Origin of the sequence: Ferrovibrio sp. MS7, assembly GCF_038404985.1 — a bacterium.
GTDB lineage: Bacteria > Pseudomonadota > Alphaproteobacteria > Ferrovibrionales > Ferrovibrionaceae > Ferrovibrio > Ferrovibrio plantarum.
The window spans coordinates 386,767-407,610 of sequence record NZ_JBBKBA010000002.1 but is presented as its reverse complement, the minus strand read 5'-3'; the positions used below and the strand labels follow the sequence as shown (position 1 = coordinate 407,610).

Sequence of the window (20,844 nt, the reverse complement as noted above, 5' to 3'; positions counted from 1 at the left end):
GGATATTCCGCCTCTCGAGACAGAAGAGTCCCCCCCGTGTCAGCCTTTCGCGAAACCTATCGCGGCTCGGTCGCAGCCTGGGAATGCGACCAATATGGCCATCTCAATGTGCAGTTCTATGTCGGCCGCCTCAGCGATGCGGTGGCCAGCATGCTGCTGGAAGGCGGGCTTGGCCGCAAAGGACTGGAGGAGCGCCGCCTTGGTATGGTGGCGGTGAACCAGAACCTCGATTACATGAAGGAATTGCGCGCCGGCACGCTGCTGCGGTTGGAAAGCGCGGTGAAGCTGATCGAAGGGCGCAAGATGGTACTGCACCACCGCCTGTTCGATGCCGAAAGCGGCGATATTGCGTTCAAGGCCGATGTGCTGGGCCTCTGCTTCGATCTCGAAGCGCGCAAGTCGGTACCGTTCCCCGATGATCTGCAACAGGGCTTCTCCCGGCTGCTGATCAAGGGCGACGAGCCGCTGGTGCAGCATGCCGTGCCGAAGCTGGAGCCTGGCTGGATCGCCAGCCACCGCAGCCCGGTGAATGCCTGGGAATGCGACCGCATGGGGCATCTCAATGTGCAATTTTATCTGGGCCGTGCGGCGGAAGCGGACCGCCAGGTGCTGAATGCCATCGGGCTTGGCCCGAAGGCATTGAAGGCGCTCGGTCTGCGCATCCAGGCGCAGCGCTACCGGCTGTCTTTCAAGCGCGAGATGCATGCGGCTGCCGTCACCACTGTACGCAGCGGCATCCGCGCCGCTGGCAGCGATGGGCTGCAGCTCTACCATGAAGTAATCGACCCGGAGACCGGCATCCTGGCCGCCAGCGTCGAAGCCGGCATCATGCTGGAGCGTAGCGACAGCGGTGCCGCCGCGCCGTTTCCGCCCGAGGCCCTGGCGCGCGCGCAAGCCTATGCCGCCGCTTTCGCCGGGCCTGCGCCGGCGCCGCCCAATGGTATGCCGGCCGCCCCCACCACGGTGCAGCCGGGCATGTATGAAACCTGCCGTGGCGGGGTGGATCAATGGGAATGTTATGATGATGGCCGCATGGCCGAGCGTTTCCTGATGGCGCGGTTCTCCTCGGCGGCGATGAACCTGCTGTCCGGCTCGGAATACAATGCCGTATCGATGCGCGAGGCCGGGCTTGGTTCGGCAGCGCTGGACTACACTATCGAAATCAAGCGCGCGATGCGGGTCGGCGATGCCTATAATTGCCGTACCGGCGTGCTGGAATTGCGCGACAAGACCTGGCGCTTCTGCCATGTGCTGCTCGACAGCAATACCGGCGAGACCATCGCCACCGCCGAAGTGCTGGCGGTGCTGTTCGATCTCAAGGCACGCAAATCGGTGCCACTACCGGAGCCGGCACGCGCCAGCTTCGGCAAGCGTCTGCTGCAACTGGCCTGAGGCCGCAAGGGGGAGGGAGGCGTGCCATGGAAACATTGCTGACCGTTTCGCTGCCCTTCTTCGGCTTGATTTTCACCGGCTATGGTGCCGGCCATTTCCGCCTCATCACCGCCAATGCCCATGTCGGGCTGAACGCCTTCGTGATCTGGTTTGCGTTGCCGGTGATGCTGTTCATGAAGATGTCGTCGGCACCGGTGGTGGAGGCGTTCGATCCGCGCTTCGTCGCTGCCTATACCGGTGGCGGCCTGATCACCTATGGCCTCGTGGTGTTTCTCAGCCGGCTATTGTTCCCGCGCTTGAACTGGGGTGAGCGTGGCGTACAGGGCATGGGCGCAGCCTTCGGCAATGTCGGCTATATGGGACTGCCGATCATGATCGCGCTGTTCGGCGATGCCGCCGTGCTGCCGGCGGTGCTGGTGATTGTGTTCGATCATGTGGTGCTGATCCCGCTCACCACCGCCATCATCGAAGGCACCGGCGGTCGCCATGCCTCGGTGAAGGCCATTTTCAAACGCGTGCTGATCGGCATGGCGCGCAATCCGCTGATCATCGCCACCTTTGCCGGCCTGGCCTGGGGCTTCACCGGCTGGTCGCTGCCGGCCCCGGTCGATGCTTTCGGCAATCTGCTGGCCGCCGCCTCGGCGCCCTGCGCCCTGTTCTCGCTCGGCCTTACCCTGGTCGGTCGCCCATTGAGCGATGGGCTGGAAGAGGTGACCCTTACCACCATCGGCAAACTGGCGATCCATCCGCTGGTGGTCTGGATGCTGGCCAGCCTGGTGCTGAAACTCGATCCCTTCCTTACTGCCGTTGCGGTGATCCAGGCCTCGATGCCCACGGCGGCCAATGTTTATATCCTGGCGACGACCCAGAATACCTATGTCGAGCGTGCCTCGACGACGATTCTGGTCACCACCGTGATTGCCACGATCACGGTCTCCGCCTTCATGGTGCTTTTCACGGCCTACTGATTGGCTATTGATTGGGCAAACCGGCACGATCCGGGCTTTTCGCATCTGCGAAAAGGTTGGGCATCCACCGATATCGCACGAAGTCGTGAGATTTATTGATCACTTGGATATTTGTCCTTGCCAGCCTCCGGCTGCCTCCGTAATCATTCCTCCACTCACTCGTAAGTATTGAGTCAACAATAATAAGAACCCGGTCGCGAACCGCGGCCGATACAACGGAGGAAACCTAATGACCGAGCAGCAAAAGCCGGCAGCGAAGACTGTTGCCGATACCACGACCGCTCTCGACAAAGGCAAGAGCAGCCGCCGCCGCTTTCTCAGCGGGGCTGGTATTGCCGCCGGCGCAGCGGTTGCCACGGTGGCGATGCCGAATGTCAGCCGTGCCCAGACCGTGACCCTGAAATTCCAGTCGACCTGGCCGTCGAAGGATATCTTCCACGAGATGGCTGGCGATTATGCCACCCGCGTCAACGAGATGTCGGGCGGCCGCCTCAAGCTCGAATTGCTCGCCGCCGGCTCCGTGGTGCCAGCCTTCCAGATGCAGGATGCGGTGCATAGCGGCGTGCTGGATGCCGGCCATGGCGTCAGCGCCTACTGGTATGGCAAGCACAAGGCCTTCTCGCTGTTTGGCACCGTGCCGCCCTTCGGCTGGGATGCCAATGGCGTGCTGGCCTGGATGGCCTATGGCGGCGGCTACAAGTTCTACAACGAACTGCTGCACGACATCCTGAAGCTGAACATTGTCGGCTTCATGTCGGCGCCGATGCCGTGCCAGCCGCTCGGCTGGTTCAAGAAGGAAGTGAAGACGGCGGACGACTTCAAGAACCTGAAATACCGTACCGTCGGCCTCTCGGCGGACGTGTTCAAGGAAATGGGCGCCGCTGTCACCATCGTCGCCGGCGGCGAAATCGTGCCGGCCATGGATCGTGGCCTGCTGGATGCGGCGGAGTTCAACAATCCGTCTTCCGACCGCGTGCTGGGCTTCCCGGACGTCTCGAAGGTGTTCATGCTGCAAAGCTGGCACCAGTCGGCGGAATGCTTCGAGATCATCTTCAACAAGACCAAGTTCGATGCCCTCTCGGCCGAGCAGAAGGCGGTCATCAAGTATGCTGCCGAAGCCGCCTCGTCCGACATGTCGTGGAAGGCGCTCGACCGCTATTCCCGCGACCTGCAGGAATTGCAGAGCAAGGACAAGGTGAAGGTCTACACCACGCCGCGTTCGGTGCAGGAAGCCCAGCTCAAGGCCTGGGATGTCGTGCTCAAGGCGCAGCGCGAAGAGCCGTTCTTCGACAAGGTGGTGAAGTCGCAGCTCGACTGGGTGCGCCGCACGGTGCGTTATGAACTGCTCAACACCCCGAGCAAGCAGATGGCCTACAACCACACCTTCGCGCCGAAGAAGGGCTGATACAGTTAGTATTTTGCTTCCGGGCGGGAGCCGTCGGCATGGCCGGCGGTTCCCGTTCTGCTACTGGGGGCCAGTTCTGTATAAAAAGCGTAAAAATATAAGCGGGGAGTGACGATGAACAGGGAGAGTTTCGATGGCCGTCTGGTCTACTGGATCGACAGCCTCAATACCTGGGTGGGAAAGATTTTCGGCTGGTGCATTCTGCTGCTCACCGCCGCCACTTCTTACGAAGTGTTCTCGCGCTATGTGCTGAAAGCGCCCACGGACTGGGCCTTTGATGCCGCCTATATCCTCTACGGCACATTGTTCATGATGGCTGGCGCCTATACGCTGGCACGCAATGGCCATGTCCGTGGTGACTGGCTCTATCGCAGTTGGCAGCCGGCGACCCAGGCGCGCTTCGACCTGGCGCTCTACTTCCTGTTCTTCTTCCCGGGCATCATCACCCTGATCTATTCCGGCTGGGACTATGCCGCGCATTCCTGGGCGATGAAGGAGCGCAGCCTGTTCAGTCCGAACGGGCCGCCAATCTATCATTTCAAGACCATCATCCCGATCACCGGCGTGCTGTTCCTGCTGCAGGGTGTGGCGGAAGTGCTGCGCTGCCTCTACTGCATCCGTAACAATGTCTGGCCGCCGCGTCTTGGCGACGTGGAGGAACTCGAACAGGTGTTGCAGAAGCAGTATGGCGCTGACGGCCAGGAGGCCAGCCGATGACCGATCCCCAGGTTGGCATTACCATGCTGGTGGCGTTCCTTTTCGCCATCGCGTTCGGTTTTCCCATCGCCTTCACCCTGATGGCCATGGGCGTCGGCTTTGGCTACTACGCCATGGGCGACCATATCTTCCAGCTTTTTGTGCAGCGCACCTTCTCGGTCATGGCCAATGACGTGCTGATCTCGGTGCCGCTGTTTCTGTTCATGGGCTATATCGTCGAGCGCGCCAATATCCTCGACCGATTATTCCTCAGTATCGAGTTGGCGGCGAAACACATACCTGGTTCGCTTGCCGTCGCCACTTTGCTCACCTGCGCCATGTTCGCCACCGCCACCGGCATTGTCGGCGCGGTGGTGACGCTGATGAGCCTGCTGGCGCTGCCTTCCATGCTGCGTGCCGGTTATGACAAGAAGCTGGCCACCGGTGTGGTCTGCGCCGGCGGCTGCCTTGGCATCCTGATTCCGCCCAGCGTGCTGCTGATCCTCTATGGCGCCACGGCCGGCGTCTCGGTGGTGAAGCTCTATGCCGGTGCCTTCTTCCCGGGCCTGATGCTGGCCGGCCTCTACGTGCTCTATGTGATCATGCGGGCCGTGCTAAACCCGCAACTGGCACCGAAGCCGCCGAAGGAAATCCTCGACGTGCCCTTCACCCAGGTGATGTGGGCGTTGTTCACCTCTTTCGTGCCGCTTGCAGCCCTGATCATCTCGGTGCTGGGTGCGATTCTCGCCGGTCTGGCCACGCCGACGGAAGCGGCGGCCGTGGGCGCCGCCGGTGCCATCGTGCTGGCCATAGCCTATCGCAGCTTCAGCATCGAGAAACTGAAGGAGTCGGTGTTCCTTACCGCCCGCTCGGCGGCGATGGTCTGCTGGCTGTTCGTCGGCTCCGCCACCTTCTCGGCGGTGTTTGCCTATCTCAACGGCCATGAAGTGGTGAAGGATCTGATCGATTATCTCGATCTCTCCAGCACGCAATTCATGCTGCTGGCGCAGTTCCTGATCTTCCTGCTCGGCTGGCCGCTGGAATGGACCGAAATCATCGTCATTTTCGTGCCGATCTTTCTGCCGCTGCTACAGCATTACGGCGTCGACCCGCTGTTCTTCGGCATCCTGGTGGCGCTCAATCTGCAGACGTCATTCCTCACACCACCGGTGGCGATGGCGGCCTTCTATTGTAAAGGCGTGGCGCCGAAGAATATTTCGATCGACGAGATTTTCGCCGGCATTTATCCCTTCGTCGCCATCGTTCTGGTTGCCATGGCCTTGCTCTATTTCTTCCCGGAAATCGCCTTGTGGCTGCCCGAACAGCTTTATGGCGGCGGGGGTGGCGTCGGCTCGGAGAATGTCATCCCGGTCGACGGCTTGCCGGTGGGCATAGAGAACAGCGGCGATCTGCCACTGCCGGATACGCCGGACGAGGAGGGCGGTGAAGTCCCCCTGCCTGAAGAGGATTAAAATACGGGAACCCCGGGCCAACCCCGGGGTTCTTTGTGCCTGGAACATTAAACGGAATTAACCTGGCGTTCAGGTGCCATGGAGCCGGCGCTTCCTATGTTGCAAGGGACCGAACACCCCTCGGCAACCACAGGAGCTGACCCATGTCGTTGAAACGCACCCTTGCCGCTGTCCTGCTCGCCACCACCGTACTCTCCGGTACCGGCGGCTATATCGTTGCCCGCGCACAATCCAATGGCGCGCCGCTGAACCTGCCGGCGGCACCGGCACCCGTCCAGGTGCAGGCCGCCCGCCCTGGCTTCGCCGATCTGGTGGAAAAAGTGAAGCCGGCGGTGGTGAACATCGCCACCACCGAGAAGGCCGAAGCCAAGACGCGCCGCGCGCCGGAACCGCCGACCTCGATGGAAGACTTTTTCCGCCAGTTCATGGAACAGCAGCAGCGCCCGCGTGGGCCGCAGCATGCGCTAGGTTCCGGCTTCATCATTGATCCGGCCGGCTACATCGTCACCAACAACCACGTGGTGGAAGGCGCCAGCAAGATCGTCGTCACCCTGGAAGACGGCAGCGAGCACCCAGCTATCGTGAAGGGCCGCGACCCCAAGACCGATATGGCTTTGCTGAAAATCGAGGTGGCCAAGCCGCTGCCCTATGTCGCCTTCGGCAATTCCGATACGGCGCGGGTCGGCGACTGGGTGATCGCGGTCGGCAACCCGTTCGGGCTCGGCGGCTCGGTCACGGCCGGCATTCTCTCGGCACGTGGTCGCGATCTCAACAACAGCCCCTATGACAGCTTCCTGCAGATCGACGCGCCGATCAATCCGGGCAATTCCGGCGGCCCGATCTTCGATGCCACAGGCAATGTCATCGGCATCTCCACCGCGATCTATTCTCCGAGCGGCGGCAGTGTCGGCATCGGTTTCGGCGTGCCGGCTAATATGGCACAGCAGATCGTCGCGCAGCTCAAGGAGGGTGGCAAGGTCGAACGTGGCTGGCTCGGCGTAAGCATGCAGCCGCTGACCGAGAGCCTCGCCAAGGCGCTCGGCCGTCCGAACACCCATGGCGTGCTGGTGAACGATGTGATGGCCGATGGTCCGGCGGCCAAGGCCGGCCTGCAGCAAGGCGATATCGTCACCGCCGTGAATGGCCGTCCGGTGCAGGATGCCCGCGATCTCGCCACCCAGGTGGCCGGGCTGAAGGCGGGCGATAATGCCAAGCTGACCTACTGGCGCGAGGGTCGCGAGAAAGTGCTGGCTGTCACCATCGGCAGTCAGCCGGCGGACCAGACTGCCTCGGCCGGTGACGCCGATGGCGGCGAGGCCAAGGTGGGCCTGAGCCTGGCACCGCTCAACCCGGAACTGCGCGGCCGGCTTGGGCTGGATAATGCCGCCAAGGGCGTCGTCGTGTCCGAGGTGGCGCCGAGCAGCAAGGCCGAGGATAGCGGCGTGCGACCGGGCGACATCATCGTCGGCATTGCCGGCAAGCCGGTAGCGACGCCATCCCAGGCGGTGGCCGCGATCAAGGCGGCGCAGCATGAGAAAAAGGAGGCAGTGCCGCTGCTGGTGAACCGTGCCGGCACCACCTACTACTTGGCGCTTCAGCTCGCCTGACCCCTCAACATCGCACCGGGGCGGTTGCCAAGCCGCCCCGGTGTCTTATCCTGAAGCCATGAAATTCCTGCTCGTCGAAGACAATCCCCAGGTGGCGCAATTCGTGCGCAAGGGCCTGACTGAATCGGGCCATGTGGTCGATCATGCCGATAATGGCCGCGACGGGCTGTTCCTCGCCATCACCGAGAAATACGACGCCATCATCCTCGACCGCATGCTGCCCGGCGGCATTGACGGCCTCGGCATCATCGAGGCTTTGCGGCGCACCGGCAATGCCACGCCGATCCTGATCCTTTCCGCGCTCGCCGATGTTGATGAGCGCATCCGTGGCCTCAAGGCCGGCGGCGATGATTACCTCACCAAGCCTTTCGCCTATGGTGAACTGGAGGCGCGGCTGCTGGCGCTTACCCGCCGCGCCTTGACGAGTACCGCCGAGACCCAGTTGCAGGTGGCCGATCTGAGCCTCAACCTGCTCAGCCGCAAGGTGACGCGCGCCGGCCAGCCTATCGCGCTGAAGCCGCGCGAATACAAGCTGCTGGAATACCTGATGCGCCATGCCGGGCAGGTGGTGACGCGCACCATGCTGCTGGAGAATGTGTGGGATTATCATTTCGATCCGCAGACCAATGTGATCGATGTGCATATTTCCAACCTCCGGCAGAAGATCGATGCCGGCTTCGCTCAAACCTTGCTGCATACCGTGCGCGGCGCCGGCTACCGGCTGGGGCCGCAAGCCTGATGCAGAGAATGGTGGCGCGATGCTGAAATACTGGCGCTCGACCTCGCTGCGCGTCGCGCTGCTGTTCGCGGTGTTCTTCATCATCGGTGCCGCCTTCCTGGCCAGCCTGCTATGGTGGAACACTGCTGGCTATCTCGACCGCGAGACTGACGCGGTGATCGCTGCCGATACCCGCGCCATTGGCGATCGCTTGCGCGACTTTGGCCTGCCTGGCGCAGTGCAGATGCTGCAGGAGCGCGTGGCAACTGCCGCCAGCCCCAATGCCGACCGCCGCGCCATCTACCTGCTCACCGATCCGCGCCTGCGTCCGCTGGCCGGCAATGTCGATGCCTGGCCGCTGAAGATCGGTGCCGCACCGGGCTGGTATGAAATCGAACTGGTGCATCGCGACAAGCTGCATGCCACGCGCATGCTGCATGTGGTGCTGCCCGGCAATTTCCAGCTTCTGGTCGGCCGCGATGTGCAGGATAGGGCGCAGATCCGCAATCTGGTGCTGCGCAGCTTGGCCTGGTCGGGCCTTGCCATGCTGGTGTTGGCGTTGGCGGGCGGCTGGCTGATCCGCCGCGCCGTGCTGCATCGCGTCGAAGGCATCAACCGCACCGCTTCAGCCATTCGTCAGGGCGACTTGGCGCAACGGCTGCCGCAGCGCGGCAGCGATGATGAATTCGACCAGCTTGTCGTCACCATCAACCGCATGCTGGATCAGATCCAGCAACTCGTTGAAGGCGTGCGCAATGTGTCGAATGCCATCGCCCATGATCTGCGTACGCCACTGGCCGAGACACGAGCGCGGCTCGAGGGTTTGCTGCGCCATCCAGGTGAGGGCGAAGAGGAAATTGCAGCAGCGATTGCCGATATCGACCGGCTGATCGGCGTGTTCAATGCCCTGCTGCGGCTGGCCGAACTGGATTCCGGCCTGCGCCGCGCCGGCTTCCAGTCGCTTGATCCGGCCTTGCTGGTGGAGGAGGCGGCGGAGCTATACACCCCTTTCGCCGAGGCCAAGGGTATCAGCTTGGACGTAGAGGCGGTGGCGGGTTCGAGCATCACCGGCGACCGGCAATTGCTCGCCCAGGCCATCGGCAATCTGCTCGACAATGCCATCAAGTACACGCCACAGGGTGGCCGTATCGTGGTGGCGGCGACAGCCGAGGCCATCACCGTGGCCGATAGCGGCCCCGGTATGACAGAGGAAGAACGCGGCCTGGCAGCCCAGCGTTTCTATCGCGGCGATGCGGCGCGCGGCGCTGCCGGTTTTGGCCTGGGCTTGAGCCTGGTGGAAGCCATCGCCCGCCTGCATGGCGGCGCCCTGAGCCTCGAAGACAACGCGCCGGGCTTGCGCGCGGTGCTGAAACTGGCATGAAAAAAGCCCCGGATTTGGTCCGGGGCTTCTTCATGGAAGTGGTATCAAGCGTAGAAACGCTTGCCCTGGTCTGCCATCTCGCGCAGCAGCTTCGGCGGCGTGAAGCGGGCGCCGAATTTCTGCGCCAGCTTGTCGCATTCCGCCACGAAGGGCTTCAGGCCGACCGTGTCGATATTGCTTACCGTACCGCCACGGAACGGCGGGAAGCCCCAGCCCATGATTGAGCCGACATCGGCGTCGCGCACATCAATCACCACATTTTCCTCCAGGCAGCGCGCGGTCTCCACCGACTGGATGTAGACCAGCCGCTTGATCACGTCCTGCACGTCCGGCTGTTCCGCCTTCACCGGGAAGGCTTCGCCAAGGCCGGCCCAGAGCCGCTTCTTGCCGTCGGTCGGGTAGTCATAGAAGCCCTTGCCGGCCTTCTTGCCGATGCGGCCGAGCTTTTCCACCATGGCGGAGAGCACCGGCTCGGAGCCATCCGGCTTGTAGGCATCGCCGAGGTCCTTGCGGGTCTGCTGGCGCACGCGGTGCATCAGCTCCATGGAGACTTCGTCGGCCAGCGCCAGCGGGCCCACCGGCATACCGGCCATCTTGCCGGCATTCTCGATCAGTGCCGGATTGACGCCTTCGGCCAGCATGGTCAGGCCCTCGGTGACATAGGTGGCGAAGACGCGGCTGGTGTAGAAGCCACGGCTGTCGTTGACCACGATCGGCGTCTTGCGGATCTTCTTCACGAAGTCCATTGAGCGCGCCAGGGTCTCATCAGAGGTCTGCTTGCCACGGATGATTTCCACCAGTGGCATCTTGTCGACGGGCGAGAAGAAATGCAGGCCGATGAAATTGGCCGGACGGGCAGAAGCTTCTGCAAGGCCAGTGATAGGCAGGGTCGAGGTATTGGAGGCGAAGATGGCATCGGGAGAGAGCTGTGCCTCGGCCTTTTTGGTCACGTCCGCCTTGATGCCGCGGTCCTCGAATACCGCCTCGACCACGATTTCGCAGCCTTTCAGCAGGGCATAATCGGTGGTCGGCGTGATCAGCGCCAGTTGTGCATCGCGCGCTTCCGGTTTCAGCTTCTTCGACGCCACCCGCTTATCCAGCAGGCCGGCGCTGTAGCTCTTGCCCTTCTCGGCGGCTTCCTGGGTGCTGTCGAGCAACACCACCTGGAGGCCGGCGGAGGAGGCGGCGAAGGCAATGCCCGCGCCCATCATACCGGCGCCGAGGATGCCGACCTTGGTGTAGCTCTGGGTCGGCACGCCCTTCGGCCGGTTGGCCAGCTTGTTGGCTTCACCGACGGAGACGAACAGGCTGCGGATCATGTTGCGCGCCGCATCCGAGCGGGCACAGGCGATGAAGTAGCGCGTCTCGATACGCAAAGCGGTATCGATATCGACGATGCTGCCCTCGAACACGCAGGACATTATGTGCTGCGCTGCCGGGTAGTTGCCTTGAGTCTTGGCCCGCAGCATGGCATTGCCGGCGGTGAAGGTCTGGGCGCCAGCCGGGGTATTGGCGCCATCCTTCATGCGGAAGCCCTTCTGGTCCCAGGGCTTCACGCAATTGGCCGGGCCATCGCTGAGCAGCCATTCCTTGGCCCGCTTCAGCAGGTCAGCCGCCGGCACCACTTCGTCCAGGATGCCCATGCCGAGCGCGGTCTTGGGATCGACCTTGCGGCCTTCCAGCAGCATCGGCAGCGCGTTGCGTACACCGATGATGCGCGGCAGGCGCTGGGTGCCGCCAGCGCCCGGCAACAGGCCGATGGTCACTTCCGGCAGGCCGATCAGCGCCTTCGGATTGTCGGCGGCGATGCGGCGATGGCAGGCGAGGCAGATTTCCAGGCCGCCGCCCAAAGCCGTGCCGGGGATGGCGGCGACGAAGGGCTTGCCGGCTTTTTCGATGTCGCGGAACAGCTTCTGCAGGTTCATCGAGAAGTCGAACATGGTTTGCGGTTCGACATTCTTGAACAGGTTGATCAGGTCGGCACCGGCAACGAAATCCGGCTTGGCCGAGGCGATGATCACACCTTTCACCGCCTTGTCGGCGATGGCCTTGTGTACCGCCGCCTTGAATTCGGCGATGGACTGCTCGTTGAGCACGTTCATCGAGCGGTCGGTCATGTTCCAGGTGATGGTGGCGACGCCGTCGCCATCAACGATGTAATCGATCATGGTGTGATACCTCAGACGCGTTCGATGATGGTGGCGGTGCCCATGCCGGCGCCGACGCAGAGCGTCACCAGCGCGGTGCTCTTGCCGGAACGCTCCAGCTCATCCACCACGGTGCCCAGGATCATGCCGCCGGTGGCGCCCAGCGGATGACCCATGGCAATGGCGCCACCATTCACATTGATCTTGTCATGCGGGATGTTCAATGCCTGCATGAAGCGCAGCACCACCGAGGCGAAAGCCTCGTTCAGTTCGTAGATGTCGATGTCGGACGGCTTCATTCCGGCCAGCCGCAGCGCCTTCTCGGCGGCAAAGGAAGGGCCAGTGAGCATGATGGTCGGTTCTGAGCCGATGGAAGCGAAGCTGCGGATGCGGGCGCGCGGCTTCATGCCGGTCTTCTTGCCGGCCTCGGCATTGCCGATCAGCACGGCGGAGGCGCCATCGACGATGCCGGATGAATTGCCGGCATGGTGCACATGCTCAATGCGCTCCACTTCCGGGTAGCGCTGCAACGCCACGGCATTGAAGCCGAATTGCTCGCCCGGCACAGTGAAGGACGGATCAAGCTGCGCCAGGGTCTGCATCGTGGTGTCGGGGCGCATATGCTCGTCATACGCCAGGATCGGCAGGCCGTTTATATCCTTCACCGGTACGATGGATTTCTTGAAGCGGTTCTCGTCCCACGCGCGCTTGGCGCGCTTCTGGCTTTCGACGGCATAGGAATCGACGTCGGCGCGGCTCATGCCATACTTGGTGGCGATGAGGTCGGCGGAAATGCCCTGCGGCACGAAATAGGTTGGGATCGCCACGGCCGGATCGGTGGCCCAGGCGCCGCCGTCCGAGCCCATCGGCACGCGGCTCATGCTTTCCACGCCGCCGCCAATCGCCATCTGGCTCTGGCCGCTCATCACCTGCGCGGCTGCCATGTTGCAGGCTTCGAGGCCCGAGGCGCAGAAGCGGTTGATCTGCACGCCGGCAGTGGTTTCGGCATAGCCGGACTGGATCACGGCGACGCGGGCGATATCCGCGCCCTGTTCGCCGACGGGCATGACGCAGCCGAGCACCACGTCGTCGACGAGAGAGGTATCGAGTTCGTTGCGGTCGCGCACCGCCTGCAGCACGGTGGTGGCCAGGCGCATCGGGGTGACTTCATGCAGGGCGCCGCTGGCGCGGCCCTTGCCGCGCGGCGTGCGCACGGCGTCATAGATGAAGGCTTCGGTCATCTGTTTCTCTCCCATTAATTTGGTCTGCTGAAATTAAAACCGAACGATCGTTTGGTGACAAGGCGCAATTTGCCGGCACGGGTGGAAAAAGCGCGGCTGACGCGGGTTTACGCTACGTCAGCCGAAAATTTCACCGCATTGACACTTTTACGAGATGGAAACGGGTCAGCCTCACAGAGTGCGGCTGATCAGTTCCTTCATGATCTCGTTGGTACCGCCATAGATGCGCTGTACGCGGGCATCGGCATAGGCGCGGGCGATCGGGTATTCCCACATGAAGCCATAGCCGCCATGGAGCTGCAGGCAGCGGTCGATCACCTTGTTCTGCAGGTCGCTGCACCAGTATTTCGCCATCGCGGCGGTGGCGACATCCAGCTTGTTCTGCGCTACCAGTTCGATGCACTTGTCGACGAAGACGCGGGCCACCTGGGTCTCGGTCTTGATCTCGGCGAGCTGGAAGCGGGTATTCTGGAAATCGCCGATGGATTTGCCGAAAGCCTTGCGGTTGCGGGTGTATTCCACCGTCCATTTCAGCGCCGCTTCGCAGCCGGCCACCGACATGATGGCGATCTGCAGGCGCTCCCAGGCCAGTTCCTGCATCAGCATGTAGAAGCCCTGGCCTTCGCCACCCAGCATGTTTTCCGGCGGCACGCGCACGTCGCTGAAGAACAGTTCCGACGTATCCTGGGCGTGCATGCCCAGTTTTTCCAGGTTGCGCCCCTTGGTGAAGCCCTCGCGGCCGGCTTCCACCAGGAACAGCGACATGCCCTTGGCGCCTTCCTTCGGGTTGGTCTTGGTCACCACGATCACCAGGTCGGCATTCTGGCCGTTGGTGATGAAGGTCTTCTGGCCGTTGATGACGAATTCGTTGCCGTCGCGGACCGCGGTGGTCTTGACGCCCTGCAGGTCGGAGCCGGTGCCTGGCTCGGTCATGGCGATGGCGCCGATCACTTCGCCGCTAGCCATCTTCGGCAGCCACTTCTTCTTCTGCTCTTCCGTGCCGTAATTCAGGATATAGGGCGCCACGATGTCGGAATGCAGCGAGAAGCCGGGGCCCGACGCGCCGATATAGCCCTGTTCCTCCATCAGGATGGTGGAATAGAGCCGGTCGGCGCCGGAACCGCCATATTCCTCCGGCATGGTGGCGCAGAGGAAGCCGGCGGCGCCAGCCTTCAACCATGCCTCGCGCGGCACGATGCCGTCCTTTTCCCACTGGGCGTGGTATGGCGCGATCTCGCGCTCGAAGAAGCGGCGTGCCGCATCGCGGAACTGATTATGCTCATCCGAGAAGATGGTGCGCGGGATGGCGAACTCGGTCATTTCTGTTTTCCCTGTTCCCTAGACTCAGGCCGCCTAACGGCTGTTAGAAATTAGCTGCCTCCAGATGCATTGTCGAGCCGGCCCCCGCCTGAATCTTGGCGAGCTGCGAGGCCGTGTCGGGCAGCATGCGGTCCATGAAGAACTTGCCGGTGGCCAGCTTGTTTTCCATGAAGGTCTTGTCGTCGTCGTTGGCCGCCAGCTTGGCATGGGCCACCTTGGCCATGCGGCACCACATCAGGCCGATGGCGACCAGGCCGAACATGCAGAGATAATCCCAGGAAGCCGCGCCGGCCTCGTCGGGATTCTTCATGCCCTTTTCGCTGATGTAGCCGGTGGCGGTCTGCAGCCGGGCGAAGGCCTTGGCCAGCGGCATCACGAAATCCTTGCCGATCTTCGGATCCGCCATGTTGGCCTGGATGAAGCCATCCACCTGATGGAAGAAGCGGCGGGCAAGGCGGCCGATGCCCGTCGGCAGCTTGCGGCCGACCAGGTCGAGCGCCTGGATGCCGTTGGCGCCTTCATAGATCATGGCGATGCGGGCATCGCGCACGAACTGCTCCATGCCCCATTCGGCGATATAGCCATGGCCGCCATAGACCTGCTGCGCCATGGTGGTGGACTGGTAGCCGTATTCGGTGAGGTAGGCCTTGATCATCGGCGTCAGGAACGCCACCAGGTCGTCGGAAACCTGGCGCTGCTCTGGATCGGGATGCTTGCCGGCGACATCGATTTCCAGGCCGGTCCACAACGCCAGCGCGCGGGCGCCCTCGGTGAAGGCCTTGATGCTCATGAGCATGCGGCGGATATCGGGATGCACGATCAGCGGATCGGCCGGCTTGTCCGGCGCCTTGGTGCCGGTGATCGAGCGGCCCTGCAGGCGGTCCTTGGCGTAGGTGACGGCATTCTGATAGGCGACTTCGGCCTGGGCCAGGCCCTGGATGCCGACGCCGAGGCGGGCGGCATTCATCATTACGAACATCGCCTGCATGCCCTTGTGCATCTGGCCAACCAGCCAGCCCTTGGCATTGTCGTAGTTCAGCACGCAGGTGGAATTGCCGTGGATGCCCATCTTGTGTTCGATGGAGCCGACTGCGACGCCGTTGCGCTGGCCCAGCGAGCCATCGGCATTGACCAGGAACTTCGGCACCACGAACAGGCTGACGCCCTTGATGCCTTCCGGGCCGCCCGGAATCTTCGCCAGCACCAGATGGATGATGTTCTGCGACATGTCATGTTCGCCGGCCGAGATGAAGATCTTGGTGCCGGAGATCAGGTAGCTGCCATCCGCTTGCGGCTCAGCCTTGGTGCGCATCAGGCCCAGATCGGTGCCGCAATGCGGCTCGGTCAGGTTCATGGTGCCGGTCCATTCGCCCGACAGCATCTTCGGCAGATAGGTGCGCTTCTGCTCGTCGGTGCCGTAGCGGTGCAGCGCCTCGTAGGCGCCATGGGTCAGGCCGGGATACATGGCAAACGCCATGTTGGCCGCCGATTGCATCTCCGCCATGGCGAAGCCGACCACATGCGGCAGGCCCTGGCCGCCATATTTCGGATCACCGGTGAGGCCGCCCCAACCGGCTTCGCAATATTGCTGATAGGCTTCCTTGAAGCCGGTCGGCGTGCGCACCACGCCGTTTTCCAGCTTGCAGCCCTCGCGGTCGCCCACCTGGTTTAGCGGCTGCAGCACCTCGCTCATGAACTTGCCGCCCTCTTCGAGGATGGCGTCGATGGTGTCGCGGCTGGCTTCCTCGAAGCCGGGCATGGAGGTGTAGCTTTCCAGGTTCAGCACATCGTGCAGCACGAACTGGAAGTCCTTCACCGGAGCGGTATAGGTCGGCATGTCGAATCCTCCTCAGTTGCGCCCGATCAGTTGCGGAGCGGCCGGCCCTTGGTCAGCATATGCTCGATGCGGTCCAGGGTGGCGTTGGTCTTGATCAGCGACATGAAATTCTCGCGCTCGAGTTCCAGCAGGCGCTTTTCCGTCACCACCTCGGTGATGTCGGTGTTGCCGCCGGAGACCACGTTGGCGAGCGCGGCGGAAACCACCACGTCATGCTTGGTCGCCTTGCCCTGCTGCGCGAAACCTTCCACGGCCAGGCTCATCGCCGCCTTGGCGGCCGGGCCGGGCAGGCTGATTTCCACCGGCTTGGGCGGGGCGTAGTTTTCCACCAGCTTCAGCGCCTTGGCCTTGGCATCGGCCAGCAGACGGCGGCGGTTCATGGTGATGCCATCGCCATCGCGTAGGATCAGCATGTCGCGGGCTTCCATGGCGGATGTCGCCACCTTGGCGGTCGAGATCGCCTCGAATACCTGGGCCAAGGCCGGCATCGGGCCGCCGGGGCGGCGCTTGTTGGTGATGGCGCGGGTGATCAGTTCCTTGCAGCCACCCCAGCCGGGGATGACGCCGACGCCCACTTCCACCAGGCCCATATAGCTTTCGGCATGGGCCTGGATGGCATCGGAATGCAGCGCCAGTTCGCAGCCGCCGCCCAAGGCCATGCCCGCCACCGCCGCAACCACGGGGAAGGGGGCATATTTCAGCTTCATATAGGCGTCCTGGCCCTCGGCGATACCCTGCTCGATGGCCGGCCACATGGCGATATTGGCTTGGAACAGCGCGATGCCGACATTGGCGCCGACAGAGAAGTTGTCGTAGTCGCCGCCAATGATCAGGGCCTTGAAGCCCTTCTTGTCGATCTTGGCCGCTTCCTTCACCATGGCGATGATATCGGCATCCACCGCATTCATCTTGGTGTGCAGCTCAAGGCAGGCGACGCCGTCGCCAACATCCCACAGGCTGGCGCCCTTGTTGGAGAGGATCGGCTGCTTGCCCCGCTTCACGTCGGCCAGCATCCAGGCACCTTCCTGCACCACGATCTCGGCATACTCGCCGGCCGGCGTGAGGCGATAGGCCTTGCCGTTTTCTTCCTTGTAGAAGGGCCGGCCATTGGCGACCTGCACCATCTTCGGCACCGGCATGCCTTCGGCCTTCAGCTTCTCGGCAAACCAGGCGGTGCCAAGCTGGTCGATCTGCTCATAGGGGCCGTATTTCCAGGCATAGCCGGTCTTCATCGCCACATCCACGGCGGCGATGTCGTCGACAATTTCCGGCACCAGGTCAGCGGCGTAGGAGAGCACGCGGCTTAAGACGCCCCAGGCATATTTGCCGCCCTTGTCGTCGAATTCGACCAGGGCACGCAGGCCCTTGCGGGCCGCCTTCACGGAAGCAAAGTTGGGCCGCTGCTTCGGGCGGTATTCGCCGGTCTGCAGGTCCAGGGCTTCCTTGCCCTTGTTGCGGTAGAAGCCGCCCTTGCCCTTGCGGCCGGTATAGCCGTCCTTGATCATCTTCTGCATCAAGGCGTTCAGCGGATGATCGGCCTTGTGGAACTGCGGCAGCGGATCGCTGGCGGGCAAAGTCTTCAGCATCGAGCCGACCACATAGGGGCCGAGGTCGATGCCGGTGAGGTCGGCGAGGCCGAAAATACCGGTCTTCGGGATGCCGGTCGGCTTGCCGATGATGCTGTCGGCTTCCTCGACGGTGAGGCCCATGTCATAGGCGAGCGCAGTGGCGACCGTGGACCAGTAGATGCCGATGCGGTTGGCGATGAAGCCCGGGCGGTCCTTGCAGTCGACCACTTCCTTGCCGAGCTTCTCGTCGCCGAACTTGCGCAAAGCTGCGATGGCATCGCTGCGGGTCTTGGGGCCCTTCACCAGTTCGAACAGGCGCATGTAGCGCGGCGGGTTGAAGAAATGCGTCACCGCGAAATCGGCGGCAAAGCTTTCCGGCAGCCCTTGAGTCAGCAGGTCGAGCGGGATCGTCGAGGTGTTCGAGGTGACGATCGACCCCTTCTTGCGGTTCTGCTCCAGCTTGGCATAGAGGTCGCGCTTCAGCTCGACATTCTCGATGATCGCTTCGCAGATCCAGTCGACATCGGCGAGCTTGGCGAGGTCATCTTCGATATTGCCCGGCGTGACCAGCTTGGCGACACGCGGATGCATGAACGGCGCCGGCTTGGTCTTGAGCATCTTCTGGATCGCGCCCTCGGCGAGCGCGTTGCGGTTATTCGCTCCCTTGGGAACAATATCCAGCAGCAGCACCGGAATGCCGGCATTGGCGACATGGGCGGCGATGCCGGAACCCATGACGCCGGAGCCGATGACGGCAACTTTCTTGATCTCGGTCATATGCGTCGCGCTCCGCTTACACGGCTTCCAGCACGGTGGCGATGCCCTGGCCGCCGCCGATGCACTGGGTGGCCAGCGCGAACTGCTTGCCTTCGCGCTTCAGCAGCGCAGCAGCCTTGCCGGTGATGCGGGCGCCGGTGGCGCCCATCGGATGGCCGAGCGCAATGGCGCCGCCGTCGATATTCACCTTGCTCATGTCGTAATCGGCCTGCTTCACGCAAGCCAGTGCCTGGGCGGCGAAGGCTTCGTTCAGCTCGATGATGTCGATGTCCTTCAGGCTGAGGCCGGCGCGCTTCAGCGCCTTCTCGGTCGCCGGCACCGGGCCGATGCCCATCAGTTCCGGCGCGCAGCCGGCGACAGCCACCGACTTGATGCGGGCAAGCGGCTTCAGGCCATGGGCCTTGGCGAAGTCTTCCGAGCATACCAGCGTCGCGGAAGCGCCATCGGTGAGCGGCGAGGATGTGCCGGCGGTGACGGTGCCGGCCTGGTCGAAGGCCGGGTTGAGGCCGGCGAGGCCCTCAACGGAGGTATCCGGGCGGATGCAGCCATCCAGCTCAACGCGGTTGTTGCCGTCGATGATGGCGACGATTTCATCCTTCAGCTTGCCGGCCTGCTGCGCGGCGGCGGCCTTGCGATGGCTTTCCACCGCCATCTGCTCCTGCGCCTTGCGGTCGATGGAATACTTCTTCGCCAGGTTTTCGGCGGTGATGCCCATGGAGACATAGGCCTGCGGATAATCCTGCAGCAGCTTCGGGTTGGGCAGCGTGTTGAAGCCGCCCATCGGCACGCGGGTCATGCTCTCCACGCCGGCACAGATAAAGGCTTCGCCGGCATTCATCTGGATGGCGCCAGCGGCCTGGTGGATCGACTGCATCGACGAACCGCAGAAGCGGTTGACGGTGGTGCCGGCGGCTTCCTGCGGCAGGCCGGCCAGGAAGGAAATCAGGCGGGCGACGTTGAGGCCCTGCTCGCCCTCGGGGAAGGCGCAGCCGACGATCACGTCCTCGATGGCCTTCGGATCGACGCCGCTGCGCTCGACCAGCGCCTTAACCACCTGCGCCGTCAGGTCATCGGGCCGCACCTTGGTCAGCGCGCCCTTGCGGGCCAGCGTGAAAGGCGAACGGGCATAGGCGGCGATGACGACATTGCGCATGGCGGTTTTCTCCCTAGGGGTACGAGATAGATAAAGATCGAGACGGTTTGGTTTTGCTGACTGCTTATTCAGCGACGTTCAGCATCGCGTCGCTGCGGGTCTTCACGAAGTCATCAATGTTCGGCACCTTGCCGCCACGGTCCTTGAGGCCAAGATATTCCTCAAGTATGGCAACCGAGCGACGTAGCTCGTCGATGGCGGCATCGACATCGCGGCGCTGCGCTTCCAGCGCCTTGAGCCGTTCCGCCGAGCGCCGCAGCGTGACGCGGAGCTGTTCGCCCTGGCCGTCGCCGAGATCGTAGAGATTGATCATCTCGCGGATCTCCGCGAGGCTGAAACCGAGCCGCTTGCCGCGCAGAATCAGGATCAGGCGGGCGCGGTCGCGCTTGGTATAGACCCGGTTCATGCCCTGGCGGGAGGGATGCAGCAGGCCCTTGTCTTCGTAAAAACGGATCGCGCGGGCAGTAACTTTGAATTCCTGCGCGAGGTCGGTGATGGTGAAGGTCTTCTCGGTCACGGAACGCCTCCCACTGCCTCCGGCCGCATCGTCTTCGAGCGATGCCGGCCTTGCGTCTTGCTGGGGCCGACTCTTAGTTTACGTTAACGTAAACGTCAACTGGATTCTTATTCACAATTGCGCCCAAGCTATCGTCGCGGCTTCCACGCGTTAAAAACCTGCCCCTAGGGCAGCAAGGGGGCCCATATGGGGTGGAATCGGCTGTGGAAAACCAAGGCTGGCAGGTCTATGCTGCCGGCCAGCCGCGCCAGCGCATGGAGGAAATTGCCATGGCGGATGAACGCATTACCACCTACGCCGCCTTCTGGCCCTACTACCTGAGGGAGCATTCAAACCCGAAGGCTCGCGCATTGCACTATTTCGGCACCAGCCTGGCCCTGATTGCCCTGGCGGCACTGATTGTCACCGGCAATGCCTGGTACCTGCCAGTGGCGCTGGTCTCGGGCTACGGTCCGGCCTGGATCGCGCATTTCTTCATCGAGAAGAACCGCCCGGCGACCTTCAAATATCCATACTGGTCGCTGGTTTCCGACTTCCGCATGTATTTCTGTTTCATCACCGGCCGGCTCGGGCCAGAGCTTGAGCGCGCCGGCGTTACCAGCAGCAGCCAGACCGGTCACGCAGCAGTGTAACCCTTAAACAAGG

At 62.9% G+C, this 20,844-nt stretch carries 16 protein-coding genes; 9 read left to right on the top strand and 7 right to left on the bottom strand.

Annotated elements, in window-relative coordinates; translation table 11 throughout:
* Positions 1–36 precede the first annotated feature (36 nt).
* The 8 genes from V6B08_RS15120 (at position 37) to V6B08_RS15085 (ending at position 9,639) form a co-directional block, all read left to right on the top strand.
* The gene (locus V6B08_RS15120; protein ID WP_341982345.1) at positions 37–1,392 is read left to right on the top strand and encodes a thioesterase family protein; all 1,356 of its coding nucleotides are present in this window, start codon (positions 37–39) and stop codon (positions 1,390–1,392) included.
* 26 nt (positions 1,393–1,418) lie between these two features.
* Positions 1,419–2,360, top strand: a complete 942-nt coding sequence (locus V6B08_RS15115; protein ID WP_341982343.1) for an AEC family transporter — start codon at positions 1,419–1,421, stop codon at positions 2,358–2,360.
* A gap of 229 nt (positions 2,361–2,589) precedes the next feature.
* A complete protein-coding gene (locus V6B08_RS15110; RefSeq protein WP_341982341.1) occupies positions 2,590–3,765 on the top strand; it encodes a TRAP transporter substrate-binding protein in 1,176 nt (391 codons plus the stop codon).
* Between the two features lie 114 nt (positions 3,766–3,879).
* Entirely contained in the window at positions 3,880–4,482 is a 603-nt protein-coding gene (locus V6B08_RS15105) for a TRAP transporter small permease subunit (RefSeq protein WP_341982339.1), read from the top strand.
* Positions 4,479–5,933, top strand: a complete 1,455-nt coding sequence (locus tag V6B08_RS15100; RefSeq protein ID WP_341982337.1) for a TRAP transporter large permease — start codon at positions 4,479–4,481, stop codon at positions 5,931–5,933. The genes V6B08_RS15105 and V6B08_RS15100 overlap by 4 nt, the downstream gene beginning before the upstream one ends.
* A 143-nt stretch (positions 5,934–6,076) precedes the next feature.
* Complete coding sequence (locus V6B08_RS15095) at positions 6,077–7,540, top strand: DegQ family serine endoprotease (RefSeq protein ID WP_341982335.1); 1,464 nt, start codon at positions 6,077–6,079, stop codon at positions 7,538–7,540.
* Between the two features lie 58 nt (positions 7,541–7,598).
* Complete coding sequence (locus tag V6B08_RS15090; RefSeq protein WP_341982333.1) at positions 7,599–8,279, top strand: winged helix-turn-helix domain-containing protein; 681 nt, start codon at positions 7,599–7,601, stop codon at positions 8,277–8,279.
* Positions 8,209–9,639 (top strand): sensor histidine kinase, encoded by a 1,431-nt coding sequence (locus V6B08_RS15085; protein WP_341982331.1) that lies wholly within the window; start codon positions 8,209–8,211, stop codon positions 9,637–9,639. The genes V6B08_RS15090 and V6B08_RS15085 overlap by 71 nt, the downstream gene beginning before the upstream one ends.
* A gap of 44 nt (positions 9,640–9,683) precedes the next feature.
* Here V6B08_RS15085 and V6B08_RS15080 read toward each other — a convergent pair whose 3' ends face one another.
* From V6B08_RS15080 to V6B08_RS15050, 7 genes are all read right to left on the bottom strand, one after another.
* Positions 9,684–11,807, bottom strand: a complete 2,124-nt coding sequence (locus tag V6B08_RS15080) for a 3-hydroxyacyl-CoA dehydrogenase NAD-binding domain-containing protein (RefSeq protein WP_341982329.1) — start codon at positions 11,805–11,807, stop codon at positions 9,684–9,686.
* Between the two features lie 11 nt (positions 11,808–11,818).
* Positions 11,819–13,027, bottom strand: a complete 1,209-nt coding sequence (locus V6B08_RS15075; protein ID WP_341982327.1) for an acetyl-CoA C-acetyltransferase — start codon at positions 13,025–13,027, stop codon at positions 11,819–11,821.
* A 171-nt stretch (positions 13,028–13,198) separates the two neighbouring features.
* On the bottom strand, positions 13,199–14,347 hold the full coding sequence (locus V6B08_RS15070) for an acyl-CoA dehydrogenase family protein (RefSeq protein WP_341982325.1): 1,149 nt from the start codon (positions 14,345–14,347) through the stop codon (positions 13,199–13,201).
* Positions 14,348–14,390: 43 nt separating this feature from the next.
* On the bottom strand, positions 14,391–16,184 hold the full coding sequence (locus V6B08_RS15065) for an acyl-CoA dehydrogenase C-terminal domain-containing protein (protein WP_341982323.1): 1,794 nt from the start codon (positions 16,182–16,184) through the stop codon (positions 14,391–14,393).
* A gap of 26 nt (positions 16,185–16,210) precedes the next feature.
* The gene (locus V6B08_RS15060) at positions 16,211–18,529 is read right to left on the bottom strand and encodes a 3-hydroxyacyl-CoA dehydrogenase/enoyl-CoA hydratase family protein (RefSeq protein WP_341982321.1); all 2,319 of its coding nucleotides are present in this window, start codon (positions 18,527–18,529) and stop codon (positions 16,211–16,213) included.
* Positions 18,530–18,545: 16 nt separating this feature from the next.
* On the bottom strand, positions 18,546–19,682 hold the full coding sequence (locus V6B08_RS15055) for a thiolase family protein (protein WP_341982319.1): 1,137 nt from the start codon (positions 19,680–19,682) through the stop codon (positions 18,546–18,548).
* A 64-nt stretch (positions 19,683–19,746) separates the two neighbouring features.
* On the bottom strand, positions 19,747–20,199 hold the full coding sequence (locus V6B08_RS15050; protein WP_341982317.1) for a MerR family transcriptional regulator: 453 nt from the start codon (positions 20,197–20,199) through the stop codon (positions 19,747–19,749).
* A gap of 203 nt (positions 20,200–20,402) precedes the next feature.
* Between V6B08_RS15050 and V6B08_RS15045 the strand changes: the two genes are divergently transcribed.
* Positions 20,403–20,831, top strand: coding sequence for an Mpo1-like protein (locus V6B08_RS15045; protein ID WP_341982315.1), 429 nt, complete (start codon positions 20,403–20,405; stop codon positions 20,829–20,831).
* Positions 20,832–20,844 lie beyond the last annotated feature (13 nt).